General features: G+C 42.0%; 12 protein-coding genes, 3 tRNA genes and 1 other annotated feature. Of the genes, 3 read left to right on the top strand and 12 right to left on the bottom strand.

Going from position 1 to position 19,468, the window contains the following annotated elements; all coding sequences use genetic code 11:
* Window positions 1-21 precede the first annotated feature (21 nt).
* Entirely contained in the window at window positions 22-699 is a 678-nt protein-coding gene (epsC, locus tag DWY37_RS13825) for a serine O-acetyltransferase EpsC (RefSeq protein WP_022242902.1), read from the bottom strand.
* Between the two features lie 113 nt (window positions 700-812).
* Window positions 813-1,031, bottom strand: a binding site (T-box leader).
* A gap of 79 nt (window positions 1,032-1,110) precedes the next feature.
* Window positions 1,111-1,650 (bottom strand): 2-C-methyl-D-erythritol 2,4-cyclodiphosphate synthase, encoded by a 540-nt coding sequence (gene ispF / locus DWY37_RS13820; protein ID WP_022242903.1) that lies wholly within the window; start codon window positions 1,648-1,650, stop codon window positions 1,111-1,113.
* A 450-nt stretch (window positions 1,651-2,100) separates the two neighbouring features.
* On the opposite strand from ispF, the gene DWY37_RS13815 reads away from it, so the two are divergent.
* Window positions 2,101-2,595, top strand: coding sequence for a DUF6512 family protein (locus DWY37_RS13815; RefSeq protein WP_117698607.1), 495 nt, complete (start codon window positions 2,101-2,103; stop codon window positions 2,593-2,595).
* A 132-nt stretch (window positions 2,596-2,727) separates the two neighbouring features.
* Here DWY37_RS13815 and DWY37_RS13810 read toward each other — a convergent pair.
* The 5 genes from DWY37_RS13810 to DWY37_RS13790 form a co-directional block, all read right to left on the bottom strand.
* Window positions 2,728-2,801, bottom strand: a tRNA-Met gene (locus tag DWY37_RS13810).
* Between the two features lie 23 nt (window positions 2,802-2,824).
* Window positions 2,825-2,897 (bottom strand) — tRNA-Val (locus DWY37_RS13805).
* A 207-nt stretch (window positions 2,898-3,104) separates the two neighbouring features.
* Window positions 3,105-3,956: a DegV family protein gene (locus tag DWY37_RS13800; protein WP_117698608.1), complete on the bottom strand. Its 852-nt coding sequence runs from the start codon at window positions 3,954-3,956 to the stop codon at window positions 3,105-3,107.
* A gap of 25 nt (window positions 3,957-3,981) precedes the next feature.
* Window positions 3,982-6,402: a homocysteine S-methyltransferase family protein gene (locus DWY37_RS13795; RefSeq protein WP_117698609.1), complete on the bottom strand. Its 2,421-nt coding sequence runs from the start codon at window positions 6,400-6,402 to the stop codon at window positions 3,982-3,984.
* Window positions 6,399-8,207, bottom strand: coding sequence for a bifunctional homocysteine S-methyltransferase/methylenetetrahydrofolate reductase (locus DWY37_RS13790; RefSeq protein WP_117698610.1), 1,809 nt, complete (start codon window positions 8,205-8,207; stop codon window positions 6,399-6,401). Before DWY37_RS13790 ends, DWY37_RS13795 begins: the two co-directional genes overlap by 4 nt.
* A 169-nt stretch (window positions 8,208-8,376) precedes the next feature.
* Here DWY37_RS13790 and DWY37_RS13785 point away from each other — a divergent pair, with 169 nt between their 5' ends.
* Complete coding sequence (locus DWY37_RS13785) at window positions 8,377-9,216, top strand: Cof-type HAD-IIB family hydrolase (protein ID WP_022242649.1); 840 nt, start codon at window positions 8,377-8,379, stop codon at window positions 9,214-9,216.
* Window positions 9,217-9,580: 364 nt separating this feature from the next.
* On the opposite strand, the gene DWY37_RS13780 is transcribed toward DWY37_RS13785, so the two are convergent.
* Window positions 9,581-13,384 (bottom strand): phosphoribosylformylglycinamidine synthase, encoded by a 3,804-nt coding sequence (locus tag DWY37_RS13780; RefSeq protein WP_118541936.1) that lies wholly within the window; start codon window positions 13,382-13,384, stop codon window positions 9,581-9,583.
* Between the two features lie 178 nt (window positions 13,385-13,562).
* On the opposite strand from DWY37_RS13780, the gene DWY37_RS13775 reads away from it, so the two are divergent.
* A complete protein-coding gene (locus DWY37_RS13775) occupies window positions 13,563-14,447 on the top strand; it encodes a LysR family transcriptional regulator (RefSeq protein WP_118541934.1) in 885 nt (294 codons plus the stop codon).
* Here DWY37_RS13775 and DWY37_RS13770 read toward each other — a convergent pair.
* The 4 genes from DWY37_RS13770 to DWY37_RS13755 form a co-directional block, all read right to left on the bottom strand.
* Entirely contained in the window at window positions 14,442-16,793 is a 2,352-nt protein-coding gene (locus tag DWY37_RS13770) for an ATP-dependent DNA helicase (protein WP_118541932.1), read from the bottom strand. The two genes, DWY37_RS13775 and DWY37_RS13770, sit on opposite strands and share 6 nt — an antisense overlap.
* Window positions 16,794-17,044: 251 nt before the next feature.
* Window positions 17,045-17,272, bottom strand: a complete 228-nt coding sequence (locus tag DWY37_RS13765; RefSeq protein WP_117698613.1) for an HPr family phosphocarrier protein — start codon at window positions 17,270-17,272, stop codon at window positions 17,045-17,047.
* Window positions 17,273-17,737: 465 nt separating this feature from the next.
* Window positions 17,738-18,691, bottom strand: a complete 954-nt coding sequence (locus DWY37_RS13760) for a magnesium transporter CorA family protein (RefSeq protein WP_158565963.1) — start codon at window positions 18,689-18,691, stop codon at window positions 17,738-17,740.
* 433 nt (window positions 18,692-19,124) lie between these two features.
* Window positions 19,125-19,195: transfer RNA gene (locus DWY37_RS13755), tRNA-Trp, on the bottom strand.
* Between the last annotated feature and the right edge of the window lie 273 nt (window positions 19,196-19,468).

Genomic DNA, 19,468 nt, shown 5'->3' with positions numbered 1-19,468 from the left:
ATCGTTCCTGGAATTACTTATTTAATTCTTTTCTACTTCCTGCTTTAATGCTTTTATCTCTTTTTCCATATCAATGATACGGTTGCATAATTCTGAATTTTCCCGCTGCAATACATTGATGTCTTCCTGTACCGGGTCCGGCAGATTGCACTGATCCATATCGCTGCGTGGAATTTTTACATTATTACGTTTTACGATTCGTCCCGGAACACCTACTACGGTACAATTTGGCGGCACCTCTTCAATTACCACACTTCCGGCACCGATTTTCGAATTCTCGCCTACCGTAAAGGAACCGATGATTTTTGCTCCTGCACTTACCATTACATTATCCTCTAAGGTCGGATGACGTTTTCCGGTTTCCTTACCGGTTCCGCCCAAAGTTACACCCTGATATAAGGTTACATTATCTCCGATAATTGATGTCTCTCCGATGATAACGCCGGTACCATGGTCGATAAAGAATCCTTTTCCAATTACTGCGCCCGGATGTATCTCAATTCCGGTTTTTCTTGCTGCTTTCTGTGAAATATATCTTGCCCGGAAGAAATGTCCCTTCAGGTAATGCTTATGTGCACGCCTATAACTAAGCATAACACGAAATGACGGATAAAGCAAAACCTCCATTGGAGATTTTAATGCCGGATCACGCTCCTTGATAATCTCAAATTCCTCTTTTAATTCTTTTATAAAACCCATGATTACAGCCTCCTGTTCACTGTATAGATTCTTTCCTTTATGCATGCAAGCATGCGATTTTTACTTTACAGGAAAGCAATTTCCTATAAAGTAAAAAATCGTCTCTATATAAATATAGAGACGAAGTTATTCCGCGGTTCCACTCTAAGTAAAGCATTGCTGCTTTCCCTCAATACACGTAACATGTGCTATTCGTTCCTGGCTACTTGCTTTCACCGGGACTGCTTCCGGATGCACTTCATATACTTTGGAATCAAGACTGCTTTCAGCCGATGACAGTCTCTCTCTTTTATTCACGCATGTATACTACTCTTTCCGTTCACTGCATTTATCAATTCATTTCTGAATCATTTTTAAATTCTTTTTACGCTACTAGTTTATGCACGAATTGCCATTTTGTCAATAGAAAAGTTATTTTCCGCATCCCGGGCAGCCTGCACAATTTCGTTCACTGCCTCCCACTGCTATGCTGTTTTCATAGATACTTGAGATAGCACAGATTGCCTGGGAGCTGATTCCATCTTCGCTTCCGGTAAAGCCAAGCCCTTCCTCTGTGGTTGCCTTTACATTTACCTGACTGACGTCTATCTTCAATGCCTGTGCAATATTTTCTTCCATCTTCTCAATGTGTGGACGCATTTTGGGCTTCTGGGCAATAATCGTAGCATCGATATTATCAATGACATAATTCTCTTTCTCTAAAAGCTGTCCCACTTCTTCCAATAATTTTATACTGGAAATCCCCTCATATGCCGGGTCTGTATCCGGAAAATGCTTTCCGATATCTCCTAAAGCCGCTGCCCCCAGCAACGCATCCATGATGGCATGTAACAATACATCTGCATCCGAATGTCCCAGCAAGCCAAGACTGTGCGGTATCTCCACTCCGCCTATGATTAATTTTCTTCCTTCTACTAATTTATGAACATCATATCCCATTCCTACTCGCATGTGATTACCTGCTTTCTTTTTTTCTTTTCAACTTTCCGGCTCTCTGCTTTCGCCCTATCTCGATCCAGCTCCGCAGTGCACGCAGGAAGTTGCTTCGCATCTTCCCGCTCACGGGCTTTCGCCCTATCTCAGTCCAGCTCCGCAGTGCACGCGGGAAGCTGCCATGCACCTTCCCGCTCTCAGGCTTTCGCCCTATCTCGGTCCAGCTCCGCAGTGCACGCGGGAAGCTACTTCGCACCTTCCCGCTCTCGGGCTTTCGCCCTATCAAAAACAAGGAAAATCCAGTTTTGTCTGCAAGCAGCCAATCTGGATTTTTCTTGTTTTTTGGCACTGCTCAATGCTTACGGACATTATACCACACTGGAGGTATTTTCTGATAGCTGTTTATAGATTTCTTTTTTCATATTATTTCCTGTTTTGCATCATACTATAGTTTCAGGAGGTATTTTTATGAATTCTAAAAAACTTTTTATCTGGGGTTTTCTCTTTGTGTCTGTGATTGGATCCCTATTACATTTCGTCTATGAATGGTCCGGTAACAATTCCATCGTACGGCTTTTTGCACCATGGAATGAATCCACCTGGGAGCACATGAAGCTTCTTTTCTTTCCAATGCTGCTTCTTGTGCTTTTTCTCTTTTTCAAACTGCCGGAACAAAGTCCGATTCCAGTAGCACTCTCCATTGGGACGCTGGTTGGGTTGGCATTGATTCCAATTCTCTTCTACACATACACCGGTGTGCTGGGCTTCTCTGTCATGGCGATTGATATTGCAATTTTCTACATCAGTGTTCTGGGTGTCTTTCTTACCGGATGGTTTCTGAAAGATAACCGCAAACTTGCCAACCGCAGTGGACTGCTACTTACCTGCCTTGTAATTCTTGCAATTCTGTTTTTTATCTTTAGTTACTATCCGCCTGAAATTGGACTTTTTCAGGAGCCATAAGCTATTTTTAAATAGGAAAACAGGTCGGTAAGGGATTTACAAGAAATTCTCACCTGCAGTTCTTTCCTGATGCCAGATTTTTTCTTGCTACTCGCAAAAAAAGAATCCTGCATCTGCAAGATTCTTTTTCAGTAGCGGAAGGGAGATTTGAACTCTCGACACCACGGGTATGAACCGTGTGCTCTAGCCAACTGAGCTATTCCGCCATATTCAATTATTTGTTTTGGAATGGGACCTACAGGGCTCGAACCTGTGACCCTCTGCTTGTAAGGCAGATGCTCTCCCAGCTGAGCTAAGATCCCATATTCCTGCGGGTTACTCATCTGCAACCCGCTTTGCTAGTATACTATATAGGAATAGTGAAGTCAAGCACTTTTTCAAAAATATTTTTGAAATATTTAAAATTTTTGAAAATATTTCAAGATTCAAAATTACTCCAATAATTCTGTCAAGCTGCCGGATACCTGCCTTATGAGATACCTTTGCAAATCATACATCTCTCCTTCTCCCTATTCCTTCGCAATAAACAAGACGCCCAGTGTTCCCGGTCCACAGTGGCTGGATACTACACCACCCGCTCTGGTCTCTAAAATTTCATGAAAGACATGCAGGTCATTGAGATAAGCCCGTACCTTATCTACGATTTCCGGAGCACTGCCGGAATGAGTGATAAATACACGTTCCGGCCGGGCATTCTTCATTGCTTCTTCCATGTCTTTCACATAAGAGAGAACAACCTTTTCCATATTGCCACGGTATTTCTTGCCAGGTCCCATCTTGCCATCCTCAACGCCAATCCGCGGATGAAGCTTTAATGCACCACCGGCTAAGGCAGCCAGTCCACTGCACCTGCCACCACGATAAAGATAGGTTAAGGTGTCTACCACAAAACTTGCCCTGACCAGAGGCTTTAATTCTTCGATACGGGCTGTAATCTCTGCTACACCCTTTCCCTGCTGTGCCATTTCAGCTGCCTCTATAACAAGAAGTCCGATACCGGTAGACAGGTTTGCTGAATCGATTACAGTCACCAGATTTTCCGCATTCAATTCTTCTGCTGCAAGACGCATCACATTCATGGAAGAAGACATCCCGGATGCAATGGCAAAACAGATAACCTCCTGACCTTTTTCTACATAAGGCTTTAACAATTCTACTGCCTGCTCTGCGGATGGTGCTGAAGTCTTTGGAGTGGTCTTGTGTTCATCCGACCAGTCAAAAATCTCCTGCGGAGTAATATTTACTCCATCCAGATATTCTTCGTCACCTAATAAAATGTGAAGCGGAAGAATGGTAATATCATAACGTTTTACCAGTTCTTCAGATAAATCACAGGTACTATCTGAAATTATCTTTACCATATCAAAAACCTCCCAAAATAAAAATTTACATTTCTTCCAGTAGACGCTCTACCAGTTTTACACAATCAGCTGCATCCGGGGAATAGCCATCTGCACCGATTTCATCTGCAAAGCTCTGTGTAATTGCTGCGCCGCCTACGATAATCTTGCTGTTGCAGCCGCGCTCTTTTGCCAGTTCTACCACATCCTTCATACGCATCATGGTAGTGGTCATCAGGGCGGAAAGTCCGATAATCTGCGCATGCTCTTTCAATGCAGTATCAACAATAATATCTGCCGCTACATCTTTGCCCAAATCTAAAACACGATAACCATAGTTACGGAGCATCAGTGCTACCAGATTCTTACCGATATCGTGTATGTCACCTTCTACGGTTGCAATAATAATGGTTGCCTTTGGCTCTGCGTCCTTATCTTTGGAAAGCATTGGCTCCAAGTATTCAATGGCATGCTGCATGGTCTGCGCACTGGAAATCAGCTGCGGCAGGAAATAAATCTGCTTGTCAAAAAGGACACCTACTTCATTAATGGCAGGAATCAACTGTCCATTAATAATCGCTCCCGGTTCTTCTCCTGCTGCCAAAGCTTTATCTACTTCTTTTAAAATATTGCCCTTATTTCCCTTTAATACACAGTCAAATACCGGATTTGCCGGCTCTAAAGTGCCTGCCGAAGCTGCGTTATCGGTTGCCGGAGCTTCCTTCTGTGCCCGCTGGTTCATCCGATTGATATAGCGGATATCGGAACCTTCTTTATGTAAAAGCATATCCGAAGCCACTGCCGCATTCATTAATAAATCCTGGGATGGATTTGCAATTGCCATCGTAAGTCCTTTTGCAATTGCCATGGTAAGAAATGCACTGTTTACATAAATACGTTCCGGCAGACCGAAAGAAATATTGGAAAGTCCACAGGCTGTGGCAAGGCCCAATTCATCCTTACAATACTGGATGGTATCGAAACATTCCAATGCTGCCAGCGGATTGGCACCTACCGTTGCTACCAGTCCGTCCACGATAATATCTTCTTTATGAAGACCGATTTTTAAGGCGGCATCTAAAATGGTACGGACAATCTGCCGCTTCTCTTCTGCGTCTTTTGGAAGTCCCTCGTCAGAAAGCGGAAGCAAAATAAACATTGCTCCATATTTCTTTGCAATCGGAAGCAATTTTTCGAATTTCTCTTTTTCTAAGGAAATAGAGTTAATCAAAGCTCGTCCCGGATAAATACGAAGTGCTGCTTCAATAATATCCACATGGGATGAATCGATACAAAGCGGACAATCCACTGTATAAGTAACCTCATGAATGGTATTTAACATCATCTGTTTCTCATCGATTCCATTCATACCCATATTGACATCCAGAATGGCTGCACCATTTTCTTCCTGTGCCCGTGCCATATCACGAACCATATTAAGGCTGCCTTCCCGAAGCTCTGCCTGCAATTTCTTCTTTCCGGTCGGATTAATCCGCTCACCAATTACCATAAATGGTCCGTCCAAATCAATTTCTACTGTCTTACGCTCGGAAGTAAGCACTCTTCGTCTTGGTGCTTCCACATGATGGATTCCCATTGGTCTTACTTTATCTGCCAATGCTTTGATATGTGCCGGGGTCGTTCCACAGCATCCACCAATAATCGAAACGCCTTCTTCGATTAATTTTGCACCAACTTCTGCAAATTCTTCCGGTGTGGTCTTGTATACCGTTACGCCATCCTCTAATTCCGGCAGTCCGGCATTTGGCTTTGCCAAAACAGGAACATAGGCATATTCTACAGTCTGGCGAATCGGCTCTAACATTTCCTCTGGTCCTGTGGAGCAGTTCATTCCCACTGCATCTGCACCCAGGCTCTGCAACGTAACTACCGCAGTTACCGGATCTGTTCCATACAAGCTTCTGCCATCCTCGTTATAAGTCATACTTGCCATAATCGGCAAATCACAGGTTTCACGGATTGCCAGCACAGCGGCTCTTGTTTCCTGCAGACTCATCATGGTCTCAATGATAAATAAGTCTACTCCCGCATCTGCCACAACTTTGACCTGTTCTTTATAAATATCTACCAGTTCTTCAAACTGCAATTCACCCATCGGATAAAGCTGCTGACCGGTCATGGTAATATCACCGGCTACCAGCGCTTTTCCGCCTGCTGCCTTTTTGGAAATGGCAACTAATTGCTGGTTCATCTCTACCAGCTTATCTGCCAGTCCATATTCTTCTAATTTAATGCGGTTTGCAGTAAAGGTCGGTGCCAAAAGAATCTGTGTTCCAGCCTCCACATAAGCCCGCTGCAAATCTATCATGGTCTGTGGATGCTCTAAAATCCACTGCTCCGGGCAGACTCCTACCGGCATTCCTGCATTCTGAAGATTGCTTCCGGTTGCACCATCTAAGATAACCGGTCCATTTTTTACTAATTCTTTAAATTCCTCTCTTGTCATCTGCGTTCTTCCTCCTGTCGGATTGCCTCAATAATTCTCGCAATTAAGCCCGTCCGGTTAAATGGTGTCATAAAATAAAATCCGTCTGCAATATCATATAATTTTGCCGCGATTTCAACAGATAATTCAATTGCCACTTCTTCTGCCTCTTCTCTTGTCATATCTTCCCGATACCGGTTTACAATTTCATCGGAAACATGGATGCCCGGCATCTCATTTTTCACAAACATTGCATTCTTATAGCTTACCAGCGGCATAATACCGCACATGATTTTGGTGTCAATGTGTTCTTTGATATAAGTCAGTCTTTCCACATCTTCCTCGGTATATACCGGCTGTGTCAGGAAATAACCGCATCCTGCTTCCGCTTTACGCTTCATCCGTTCAATAATCGCATCCGGATTGGCGCCATGATAATTCAGTGCACCACCATAATAAACCGGCTCCTGTGCAAAAACTTCTAAATTCATTTCCTTAACATACTGCATCAGTTTGATGGAATTGAAATCAAAAACAGAAGTCACTCTTTCGCGGTCTGCCCTTGAAACCGGGTCTCCGGTCACAATCAGGAAATGGCGGACATCATTCATATGCATGCCTAAAAGACCTGCACGCAACGCAATCACATTGCGGTCACGGCAGCTGATATGTGGCATTACTGCCACACCGGTCTTCTGCTGGATTTTCACTGCCAGCTGTCCGGCATCCATTCTCGCCCGCGCCATCGGGGAATCGGAAAGGGTAATCAGATCCACATTACATTTTCTTAAATCTTCTGCTCCTTTCATAACCTTGGATGCATCCTCGGAAAATGGCGGGTCCAATTCTACAATATAAGCCTTCTCCCCACGGGAAAGCTTCTCTTCAAAAATAGATGGAGTTCTTGTAACCTCCTGCGTTACTACATTTTCAATTTTCTTTGCTGCCTTCGGCACATCCTGTAACTCGCCAGAAAGCAAAGCAATATATTCCGGTGTGGTTCCACAGCAGCCACCTAAAATATCGGTGCCAAGGGCTGCAATATCCTTCATTTTTTCTGCATAATAAGATGCATTATTGGAATAAATTGTCTTTCCCCGCAAAGTATATGGGTACCCTGCATTTGGAAGTGCTGATACGAATTTGTCACTGGAGAACTTCAGGTTCTTCATAAACTGATACATGTGGGTACTGTCCAGTTCACAGTTAAATCCATAGGCATCCACATTTTCCATCTCGGAAGCTTCTACTGCCACACGTTGCATGGAGAGACCTGAGCGGGTGTATCCACTCTTGTCAAACGCAAACTGCACCAGAATAAATGCGTCTGATTTTTCTTTGATATATGCCGTCACCGGCTCAATATAGGTAAAGTCACTCTGTGTCTCAAATACAAAACAGTCTGCGCCACAGGAAAGGAAGGTGTCACAAATTTCTTTGTACTCCTGTAACACATTGTCATAGTCCTGATGGTCAAGATCATAAATCGGTCCTAAATCTGCTCCGATAAATACCGGAATCTCTTTTCCATTTTCTGCCTGAAATGAGGCTACTGCTTCCTTTGCAATCTCATAGCCCGCCCGGACTGTCTCTTTTACTTCCTGCATATCTGCAAGAAACATGGTATTTGCTGCAAATGTATTGGTGCGGATCAGCCTTGCTCCCGCACGCAGATATTCTAAATGAATCTCCTTAATCTGCTCCGGATTCTTAAGATTCTCCTTTTCTGCAATCACGGTATCTTCGCTGTATTTTTCCTCATAATAAGTGCCCATGGCACCATCGGTTATCAGTCTTTGTTCTTTGATATATTCTTTTATATTCATAGTATGCTCCAGTTTATCTTACATTTGAATTCCTACTAATTATATATGTAAGCTCCTTTTCCTGCAACTTAAAAATATAAATTTAATCCGGTGATTTGCTTTTTTCATTTTCTGTGCTACACTGTTATTCATTGACAATGATATTTTCAAATACAAAGGAGTACACTTGATGAATTCAGTAAAGCTAATTGCCTTAGACATCGATGGCACCCTCTATAATAAAGACGGTGTCATTACCTCTTATAATAAAGAAATGATTCGAAAAGCCGTAGAAAACGGGATTACCGTTATTATCTCCACCGGCCGGCCTTATATCGGTCTTCCTGTGGATGAAATGAAGGAGCTTGGCATCCAATATGCCATTACTGCCAACGGTTCTGCGGTATACCGCGTCCCGGAAAAGGAACTGCTCTTAGATGAAAGCATGGATACCGATTTAAGTGTCCGGCTGTTACGCAAGCTCTATACGCAGTCTCTTCATATCGATGCCTTTATCAATGGTGACGGCTATACCCAGTTTTCCACTAGCGAGCTTACCAACCTATTAGATATTCCGGATTCCTTAAAAAAATATATCCAGACCACCCGGAAAACGATTACTGACTTAGCTGCTTATATCGAAGAACATAAACTTTGTGTTTCAAAACTGACTTTAAACTTTGCACCGGATGCAGATGGAAGCTATACCACAAGAGAAAAAACAAAAGAAATCTTAGACACCTTCCCGGAAGTCACTTATGTGTCCGGCGGTTTTCATAACTTAGAAGTTACCAGATGCGGCATTGCCAAATCCAAAGGACTTAAATTCCTCTGTGATTACCTCCACATTTCCATGGAAGATACCATGGCGGTAGGTGACAGCGAAAATGATCTCGATATCGTCAAAGCTGCCGGCATTGGCGTTGCCATGGGAAATGCGCAACAGCTCTTAAAAGATTCGGCTGATTTCATTTCCCTTTCTAATGAAGAAGATGGTGTTGCATACGCAATCGAGCGGTTCTGCTTTTAACAGAACCGCTCGTTGTATACGCTAGAACTTTGTACATACTTTATATTTACGTCGTAAAGTATTCATCGTATAGTCGTTATAATCTATTTTCTTATCCTTCTGAAGTCTTCCTAATACAATACCTGGATCACGATTTATTTTATTTGCAAATTTCTTAATAGCCTGTAAATCAAATTCACCCTGTCTTATAAATTCCTGATAATACCCTTTCGGAATCAGACTATCTTCTGCGAAACGATTCGCCGCTTCCTCCTGCTCACCACAATTTTTAATGTTTCATGTACTTACCATCTTCTACTAAAAAAAAACCTTGCAGAAAGGATTTCTCCTCTCTACAAGGTCTTGCTCTTCTTTATCCCTATTTTTATTTGAAGTAAGCTACTCCACTTTCAAATAACTTCATATCCTGCTCGCCATAAATGTTGACTGCAACAGACTCTCCACGACGCTCTGCATGTGCCATCTTACCAAGGACACGTCCGTCCGGACTGGTGATACCTTCGATTGCCATGTAAGAACCGTTTACGTTCCACTCTTCATCCATGGTTGGAACACCGGCTTCGTTTACATACTGGGTTGCCACCTGACCATTCTCGAAAAGCTTGTCTAACCACTCCTTCGGAGCAACGAAACGACCTTCTCCATGGGATGCCGGGTTACAGTATACGCCGCCAAGCTCAGCCTGTGCTAACCATGGGGACTTGTTGGTCACTACCTTGGTATATACCATCTTGGAAATATGACGTCCGATGGTATTGTAGGTCAGAGTCGGTGAATCCGGTCTCTGGTGTGTAATCTTGCCGTAAGGAACCAGACCTAATTTAATCAGTGCCTGGAATCCGTTACAGATACCAAGTGCAAGACCGTCACGCTCATTTAAAAGCTTGTTTACAGCTTCTTTCATCTTCTCATTACGGAATGCTGTTGCAAAGAATTTTGCTGAGCCTTCCGGTTCATCTCCTGCAGAGAATCCACCAGGGAACATGATAATCTGTGCTTCATCAATTGCTTTTACAAATACATCAACAGAATCACGGATGTCTTCTGCATTTAAGTTCTTAAATACCTTTACGGTTACATCTGCACCTGCATTTTCAAATGCTTTCGCACTGTCGTACTCGCAGTTGGTTCCCGGGAATACCGGAATAAATACATGTGGGCGGGCAACTTTGTGCTTGCAGACGTAAATGTCTTTTGTATCGTAAAGTCCGCTCTTCACTTCTTCTGTTCCGGTGGTTGCTCTGGTTGGGAATACTTTCTCTAAAGTCTGTCCCCATGCTTCGATTGCTTCATCCATGGAAATGCTCATATCACCATAGATAAAGTTCTTGCTGTCATTTACTGCACCCACAACAGCTCCGTTTGCTGCAAGGCCTGCTGCTGCAAGGATTTCCTGTGCTTTTACAACTTTATTTTCCGGAACTTCTGCTACGATATTTCCAAAGCCCGGTGCAAATAATGTTTCTTTTGTTACATCTGCATTTACAGTAACGCCAAGTTTATTACCAAATGCCATCTTGCTGACTGCTGCTGCAAGACCTTTTCCGTCTAATGCATAAGCTGCTACGATAACGCCTGTCTCAGTCATCTCATGAATTGCATCATAAAGCTTCATAACCTGTGCGTAATCCGGCATATCATAAGCATCTTTTTCGATGGTAAATAACATCAGCTTATCATTTTCTTTCTTAAGCTCCGGTGTGATAACATCTTTTTCTTTTGCTACATCAACTGCAAAGGATACCAGTGTTGGCGGTACATCAATTTCATTGAAGGAACCGGACATGGAGTCCTTTCCACCGATGGATGGAAGTCCGAAACCAATCTGCGCATTATAAGCACCAAGCAGTGCTGCAAATGGCTGGCTCCAACGACTTGGCTCCTCCGACATTCTGCGGAAGTATTCCTGGAATGTGAAACGAATCTTGTGGAAATCACCACCGGCTGTTACGATACGGGAAACAGACTCTAATACTGCATAAGCTGCTCCATGGTATGGGCTCCATGAAGATAAATATGGATCAAATCCGTAACTCATCATGGTTACTGTATCGCACTTTCCATTCATAACTGGAAGTTTTGCAACCATACTCTGTGTCTCGGTCAACTGATATTTTCCACCATATGGCATGTATACACTGCCTGCTCCGATGGAACCGTCAAACATTTCTACGAGACCCTTCTGGGAACATACGTTAAGGTCTTTTAATTCATTTAACCATGCTGCTTTCATATCGCCTGCTGCAACTGCTTCTTCTACAGCCTTTGTGCTGATTTTATTTAAATAATTCTCTTCTTGTACCGGAAGCTCTACCTTTACATCAGTCTCCTGATGTGCTCCGTTGGTATCTAAGAATGCTCTGGAAAGATTTACAATTTCTTTTCCTCTCCAGGATAATACTAATCTTGGCTCTTCGGTTACAACGGCAACTTTCACAGCCTCTAAGTTTTCTTCTTTTGCATAATCTAAGAACTGCTGTGCATCTTCCGGTGCAACAACAACTGCCATACGCTCCTGAGACTCGGAAATAGCAAGTTCTGTTCCGTCCAGTCCGGCATATTTCTTAGGTACTTTATCCAAATCAACCTGTAATCCGTCTGCAAGCTCTCCGATTGCTACTGACACTCCACCGGCACCAAAGTCATTACATTTCTTAATAATGTGGGCAACTTCTTCTCTGCGGAAAAGTCTCTGAATCTTACGCTCGGTAGGTGGGTTACCTTTCTGGACCTCTGCTCCACAGGTATCAATGGATTCTGTATTGTGTGCTTTAGAGGAACCGGTTGCTCCACCGCAGCCATCACGTCCGGTACGTCCGCCTAAGAGGATAATAATATCTCCCGGATCAGAAGTCAGTCTCTGAACGGCACGACGAGGTGCTGCTCCCATAACGGCTCCGATTTCCATTCTCTTAGCAACATAATCCGGATGATATACTTCTTTGACATATCCGGTAGCAAGTCCAATCTGGTTACCATAGGAACTGTATCCCTGTGCTGCGCCGCGAACCAGTTTCTTCTGAGGAAGCTTTCCTTCCATGGTATCTTTTACAGATACGGTAGGGTCAGCAGCTCCGGTTACACGCATTGCCTGATATACATAGGTACGTCCTGACAACGGGTCACGGATTGCTCCACCAAGACAGGTTGCAGCTCCACCAAACGGCTCGATTTCGGTTGGGTGGTTGTGGGTCTCATTTTTAAAGTTTACAAGCCATTCTTCTGTCTTGCCATCTACTTCAACAGGCACTACGATAGAGCAGGCATTAATCTCATCGGACTCTTCCTGATCCTGTAATTTTCCTTCTTTTTTCAGACGCTTCATTGCCATTAATGCAATGTCCATTAAGCAGACAAATTTGTCATCTCTACCCTCATACATTTTCTTATGTGTATCAAGATAATCCTCATATGTCTTTTCCATTGGCTCTTTGTAGAAACCATCTTCAAATGCAACATTTTTCAGTTCGGTAGAAAATGTGGTATGACGGCAATGGTCTGACCAGTAGGTATCCAGCACACGAATCTCGGTCATGGATGGGTCTCTATCTTCTTCTCCATGGAAATAGTTCTGAATATGTAAGAAATCCTTGAATGTCATAGCCAGTCCAAGGGAATCATAGAGTGCTTTTAATTCCTGCTCCGGCATATCCTTAAATCCGGTCATAATCTTAACATCTGCAGGCTCCGGGAACTCTGTTACCAAAGTCTCAGGCTTCTCCATGCCGGTCTCTCTGGAATCTACCGGGTTGATGCAGTGATGCTTGATTGCCTCTAACTGCTCAGCGTTGATATCTCCGTAAATAACATACGTTGTTGCGGTACGGATAACCGGCTCTTCATCCTCTTTTAAAAGCTTCACACACTGCTCTGCAGAATCTGCTCTCTGGTCGAACTGTCCCGGAAGGAATTCAACGGAAAATACTTTTCCATCCCCCATTTCAAAATTCTCCTCATAGACATCATCTACCGGCGGCTCTGAAAATACAGTCTGAACTGCTCTTTTATATACATCATCGGAAATGCTTTCAATATCATAACGAATCAGGACACGTACCTTATCTACTGCGCTGATTCCAAGATAACTCTTAATCTCTGCATGTAACTCTTTGGCGCGTACTGCGTAAGCGTCTTTTTTCTCTACATACACTCTTCTTACCTTACTCATCTTCTACCTCCTGAATGTTTACTTTCTTATGCTCATTATAGCACGGCATTATGAATAAGAACAATTAATATATTTAATTTTATTTATAAGAGTTACTAATGTTGACACAGTTATAAGCGTCACTTATAATAAAGGAAAATATGTAAGATATGCATTCTGATATGACAAAGGAGCCATTATGGATATTAATTACGAATTATATAAAGTATTCTACCACGTTGCTACTTCCTTAAGCTTCTCGGAAGCCAGCAAGCAGCTTTACATTTCCCAGTCTGCAGTAAGCCAGTCCATCAAGACCTTAGAAAAGAAATTAGAGCAGCCGCTTTTTATCCGTAGCACCAAGAAAGTCCAGCTTACTCCGGCAGGACAGGTTCTGTTAAAACACATTGAGCCTGCCATGAATCTCATCGCCCGCGGGGAAAACCAGCTCTTAGAATCCAATACTCTTGGGTTGGGGCAGCTTCATATTGCTGCCAGCGATACTATCTGCCGCTATTTTTTAGTACCTTATTTAAAAGAATTTCATAAAAAATTTCCCAGCGTTCCCATCAAGGTTACCAATGCAACCTCTCTTGGCTGCGTTGACCTCTTAGAGCAGGGAAAAGTCGATATTGCCGTTACCAACTGCCCGAATGTGCGATTGAATCAATCCTATATCCGCAAGATGGTACTGGACTTTACAGATGTATTTATTGCGAATCCATCCTACTTTAATTTAAAACAACAGGAATTAAGTTTCCGGGATTTAACAAAATATCCTCTGCTGATGCTCGATAACAAGAGTACCACCAGCGAATTCATGCACAATCTCTTCCTTTCCCATCAGTTGGAGCTGATTCCGGAAATTGAACTGAGCAGTAATGACCTTCTGATTGACCTTGCCCGTATCGGTCTTGGTATCGCCTGCATTCCGGACTATTGCTTGAAACATGAATCTAAGGATTTGTTTATCTTAAAAACTTTAGAACCTCTTCCCCGAAGACAGCTTGCTGTCTCCGTAAATCCGAATCTTCCGCTTCTTACTTCTACGGAAGAATTCTTAAACCTGCTGCCGACATTATAAATGCATTTCCTCCCAGAAGGTTGTCAGTTTCTCTTCCAGATTGGAAAGCTGGCACACGCTCCGCTGTTCCCACTCTCTTGGGAACAGCCGCTGATAATCATTCTGCAGAAAGCGTTCATCCAAAAGCTCGATAATTCCCACATCTTCTGCAGTCCGGATAACACGTCCCGCTGCCTGAAGTACCTTATTCATTCCCGGATACCGATAGGCATAGTCGAATCCCATGCCCTCTTTCTTATCATAATATTCTTTTAAAATTTCCCGCTCATTGCTAATCTGCGGCAGACCGGTTCCTACGATGATTGCGCCAATCAACTGCTCCCTCTTTAAGTCAATTCCTTCTCCAAAGATGCCGCCCATAACACAAAATGCCACCAGGGACTCTTCTTTTTCCTCCTGAAATGCTTCTAAAAAAGCTTCTCTTTCTTCTTCCCGCATGCCGGATTCCTGACAGATGCAGGTAATTGTTTCATCCGTCCGCAGCTCAAATGCCTCATGCACTTTTTTCAGGAAAAGATAGGATGGGAAAAACACCATATAATTGCCCTTTTTCTTCTTTATTGTACGATAAATATAATCTGCAATCCTTCCGTATTCTTCCGGTGTTCTTCTGGTATATTTACTGCTGACATCATTTCCGATTAACAAAAGTCTCTTATCCTGAGAAAATGTTGTCTTTGCATAAACCGCATAATTACCCGTTTTATTCGTCAAAAGCTCCTTATAATACTGAACCGGCAGCAGCGTTGCCGAGAAGAAAATCGTAGCATTTCCCTTATCCAGACACTCCTGCAGATTAAAGGACGGATCCACGCAAAAAAGCTTTATGACAAATCTGCCCTCTTCATCATGCTGCCCGTAAATTACATAATGCTCGTCCACACGCTCATAGATATTCAAGAAATTGCGCAATTCAAAATAAAAATCAAGAACCACATCCCGCCCCGGAAACTCCGGATTCTTCTGCATATATTCTTCGATTTTTGCTGCAAGACGCATACAGGAGAAAATGAGATTCGGAATGCTTTCGTAAATCTGATAAGTTTCGCATTCTCTCTTATATTCCAACATCAGCTTATTGCATTTACCCAGTTCTTTCTCAATGGCAGAGCTTCTTGGCTTCATAATTTTCCGCACCGCAAGAATATCCTCTTTGACAAGGGCGGCACTATACATCTCCCGTCCACGTTCCACAAGATTGTGTGCCTCATCCACCAGAAAGATGTAATCACCCTTGATGCCATCTGCGAAAAAACGCTTTAGATACACATTCGGGTCAAAGACATAATTATAATCGCAGATAATATTATCCGCCCAGGTTGCCGTGTCCAGACACATTTCAAACGGGCAGACCTGATATTCTTTTGCATGTGCCAGCAAAACTTCTCTTGTCATATTATTTTCTTTCTGTAATAAATCATAAACCGCATCATTTACCCGGTCAAAATGCCCCTTTGCATAAGGGCAGCTTACGGGATTACAGTCCACTTCCTCACAAGGGCATAATTTTTCTTTCGCTGTAATCTGCACACTCTTTGCCCGATAACCCTTTTCACATAAAATGCCAAGGGTCTCTTTTGCCACATTTGCGGTAACAGTCTTAGCAGTTAAGTAAAAAATCTTATCACCTAATCCTTCTCCCACCGCTTTGATTGCCGGATATAATGTAGAAATGGTCTTGCCTACTCCGGTAGGTGCCTGAATAAACAGATTCTTTTTTCTGGCTATCGTACGGTAAACCCCGGCAGCCAACTCTTTCTGTCCCTCCCGGTACGGAAACGGAAATGCCAGTTCTTTAATGGATGCCTGCCGTTTCTTCCGCCACTCATACTGAAAATCCGCCCATTTCTTATATTTTAAAATCAAATCTGAAAACCATTCCTGCAGCTGCTGCATGCTATATTCATAAGAAAAATATTTTAAATCTCCGGTATCGAGATTTCCATATGTCATCTGAACATTGATTTTCTGTAAATCATTCTGGATTCCATATATGTACGCATAGCACTTTGCCTGTGCCAGATGTACCTTTATGGGTTCTTCCAATAAGTCAAGGCTTAAATATACGCCTTTTATCTCATCAATGGTAACTGTTTCTTCTATTATAATGCCATCTGCCCGTCCCCAGATTCCAAGCTCATAATTTTCTTCCTCAATGATAATATTTAAAGGAACCTCGGCATGGTAAGTGCTTCCCATCTTCTTTTGAATCTTCCGATGGAGTCTGCTGCCCGCCTGCATGGCTTCCATCGTATCAAGACTGGCTCTGCGGTTATCAATGTCTCCGGAACGCAAGATAAACTCCACCAGATTTCGTACCGATATTCTTATCTGCTCACGTTCCATTCCGCTGTCACCCCTTTTCATCCCATCTTATACTTATTTCTATTTATGCTATTTACTATTTTTTCTATTTATCAATTTTTGAAAAATCTCATTTTTCTAGCAGACTTTAAAGGAATTGAAACGTACTCTCATTTCATAATAACAAAAAAATACCAGATAGAAAAGACAATATCCAAATTGTCCGCTACCCGGTATTTCTTCTTACCTTATGAACCTGTATTTTCTGGCTGCCAGAAAACCTGTGCCATCATTTAAGCAGTTGCATACTTGCTTAATACATTCTCAAAGTTCATATCATGTCCGCCATACTTAACAGTAAGCTCTCGATTCAGATCAAGACTTAATACTCCAAGAAAAGACTTTGCGTCAATTATTACTCTATTGTATGAAATATCAATGTCAAAATCACATTTTCCTGCCTCACGTACAAAGTCTCTAACCTCTTCTGTGCCAGCTAATTTGATTTTCTTTTCATTCATTTTTTTCACCATCCTCAAAAAAATAACTGATTTACTTTTGATTCTTGAGCATTATGACACCATTTCTTTTTTTTGTCAATTTTCGCTTACCATCTTAGTATATGAATTTTATGAGCATTTTACACAATAAATTTTTCTGTTTTTCTCCATTTTGGTCTTACCAAAATTAGTTTGCCTGTCACATTTTGTCGTTTTTTATGGTACTTTAGTCACATTTACAAGTTTTTTTTTTACTCAGTCAATATTTTTTATCGTTTTTCACAAATTTTTGTGTCAAAAAATAAGGGAATAAGCCTCGCATTCCTTCAAAAGTCTTCAAAAAAGCTCCAAATTCCATCATTATTCCTAAACTTCTTTCTACACATAACATTTACATAATACTTACTATTGCACTTTTTTCCGTACATTCAGCTGTTTTCCATATAAGTGGACATTTTGTGTATTATAACGTGATTGTATCACTCATTATATTACGTCTTTCGAAGATATCCAGATCTGCTTTTTCTTGAAATATACTATCTCTATAATAATAAGAAGAACGGACACTCCGATTACTGCCAGATAACCATATTTCCATTGAAATTCCGGCATTCCCGGAAAATTCATTCCATACCAGCCTGTAATTAGTGTCAATGGCAAAAAGAGCGTTGTTACAATGGTCAGAATACTCATAATCCGGTTCTGGTGAATATCAATCTGCGTCTGATACATTTCACGGATTTGCTGTAAATATTCGCGGATTGTCTCTACGTAATTATGCAGCCGCTCCACACGATTCATATAGCGTTCCCAGCCCTGTTCCTCTTCCACTAAGGACTCCCGGTTCATATACATCTGCATGAAATCTCCCATATTCATCAACTGTTCATAGTATGCCCGGCTCTCTGAAAGCTGCTTCCGATAACGCATAATTACTTCATTAAAATGCTCCGGTATCCTCTTAATTACAACATCCTCTACCTTCTCCAAATTTTCCTCTATCTTTTGCAGATAAAGAATATCATTGTCAATTAATGCATTACAAATAAAGAGCAACACCATATGAAGTGTGCAGCCATCAAACATATCATTTTTGACCTTTGCCAATATTTCCTGTAATTCCTCATCTTCTTCTATTAAAAATAGTTTATTTTCAAAGAGATAAAAGCCAAAGGAAAACTCTTTTTCCTTTTTACTTCCCTGTTTTGGTACATGTATAATCCCCTGTACACATTCATGAAATGCCTCTACTTTGCTATAGCGGATAAAACGCATGCTGCTAATCAGATTCTTTCGATGCGGATAATTTCCTTCTAATTGCTGAAATTCTTCCATATTTAATAGTATTATCTGCGGTTCAGATTCCTTTTCTATATTTTTCCCATTATCCCTTGCTAAAGAAAGTTCTCCTGATGCCGCATGCAACCAATACCTGTTCATTTCTCTTACAGCTCCCTTCCTCACAATCCTGTTTTCATTCATCACATATTTTCTTCTATGTCAGCAGACTGCCCTTTATAAAAATTTTCTTTCATTACTTTCTCTTAGATTTTAACACTCTTTGTCTCTTTTATACCACTTTTCTTTTTTATACAAAATTTACTGCTAATAGCTGTTTGTGAATTCATGCTAAGTCTGTCAGTAGCTTCTTACGAATACCTGGCACAACTACGAGAAACACGCTTTGCAAGGTTCTCGCTACTCGTATAACAAAGAATGTGCCTTGGCGCATTCTTGCGCCTGCGGCGGTCGCTTGCGACATCTACCTTATACGCCGCAGTGTGCATCCTCGCAGAACGTTTTTTATTTTACAGGAAAGCAATTTCCTGTAAAGTAAAAAAAGAAAGTATAGAATATACTTTCTTTTAAAGAACAGGGGTGGAAGGAATCGAACCCTCCTCTGGAGTTTTGGAGACTCTTATTCTACCGATGAACTACACCCCTATATGCTAAAATGACGTACAAGTACGTCACAATAGGTTTGTTTTGTAACATACCTTCAAAACTTCATACAGGAATCCGAAAACTTTATTTCTAAGATGGTCATCTCAAATGCTTCGCATTTTCGATGTCATTTGCAGGCAAATGTTCGTCCGACTTAAGAGCTGTTTCCGCAGATAAATCTGCTCCACATCTCTTCATCCGTCCTACCATCTTACTGCTTTTTGGTCAAGCCCTCGACCGATTAGTAACAGTCAGCTCCACACGTTACCGTGC

The organism is Roseburia sp. AF25-13LB, from assembly GCF_003478915.1.
Classification (GTDB): Bacteria; Bacillota; Clostridia; order Lachnospirales; family Lachnospiraceae; genus Roseburia_C; species Roseburia_C amylophila.
Note: the sequence above shows the minus strand (reverse complement) of the source record. Positions and strands in the feature narration are given on the sequence as shown.

Excerpts from the sequence above, each read along its gene's own strand:
- epsC (WP_022242902.1), bottom strand. The coding sequence starts at position 699 with ATGGGTTTTATAAAAGAATTAAAAGAGGAATTTGAGATTATCAAGGAG.
- ispF (WP_022242903.1), bottom strand. The coding sequence starts at position 1,650 with ATGCGAGTAGGAATGGGATATGATGTTCATAAATTAGTAGAAGGAAGA.
- DWY37_RS13815 (WP_117698607.1), top strand. The coding sequence starts at position 2,101 with ATGAATTCTAAAAAACTTTTTATCTGGGGTTTTCTCTTTGTGTCTGTG.
- DWY37_RS13800 (WP_117698608.1), bottom strand. The coding sequence starts at position 3,956 with ATGGTAAAGATAATTTCAGATAGTACCTGTGATTTATCTGAAGAACTG.
- DWY37_RS13795 (WP_117698609.1), bottom strand. The coding sequence starts at position 6,402 with ATGACAAGAGAGGAATTTAAAGAATTAGTAAAAAATGGACCGGTTATC.
- DWY37_RS13790 (WP_117698610.1), bottom strand. The coding sequence starts at position 8,207 with ATGAATATAAAAGAATATATCAAAGAACAAAGACTGATAACCGATGGT.
- DWY37_RS13785 (WP_022242649.1), top strand. The coding sequence starts at position 8,377 with ATGAATTCAGTAAAGCTAATTGCCTTAGACATCGATGGCACCCTCTAT.
- DWY37_RS13780 (WP_118541936.1), bottom strand. The coding sequence starts at position 13,384 with ATGAGTAAGGTAAGAAGAGTGTATGTAGAGAAAAAAGACGCTTACGCA.
- DWY37_RS13775 (WP_118541934.1), top strand. The coding sequence starts at position 13,563 with ATGGATATTAATTACGAATTATATAAAGTATTCTACCACGTTGCTACT.
- DWY37_RS13770 (WP_118541932.1), bottom strand. The coding sequence starts at position 16,793 with ATGGAACGTGAGCAGATAAGAATATCGGTACGAAATCTGGTGGAGTTT.
- DWY37_RS13765 (WP_117698613.1), bottom strand. The coding sequence starts at position 17,272 with ATGAATGAAAAGAAAATCAAATTAGCTGGCACAGAAGAGGTTAGAGAC.
- DWY37_RS13760 (WP_158565963.1), bottom strand. The coding sequence starts at position 18,691 with ATGAACAGGTATTGGTTGCATGCGGCATCAGGAGAACTTTCTTTAGCA.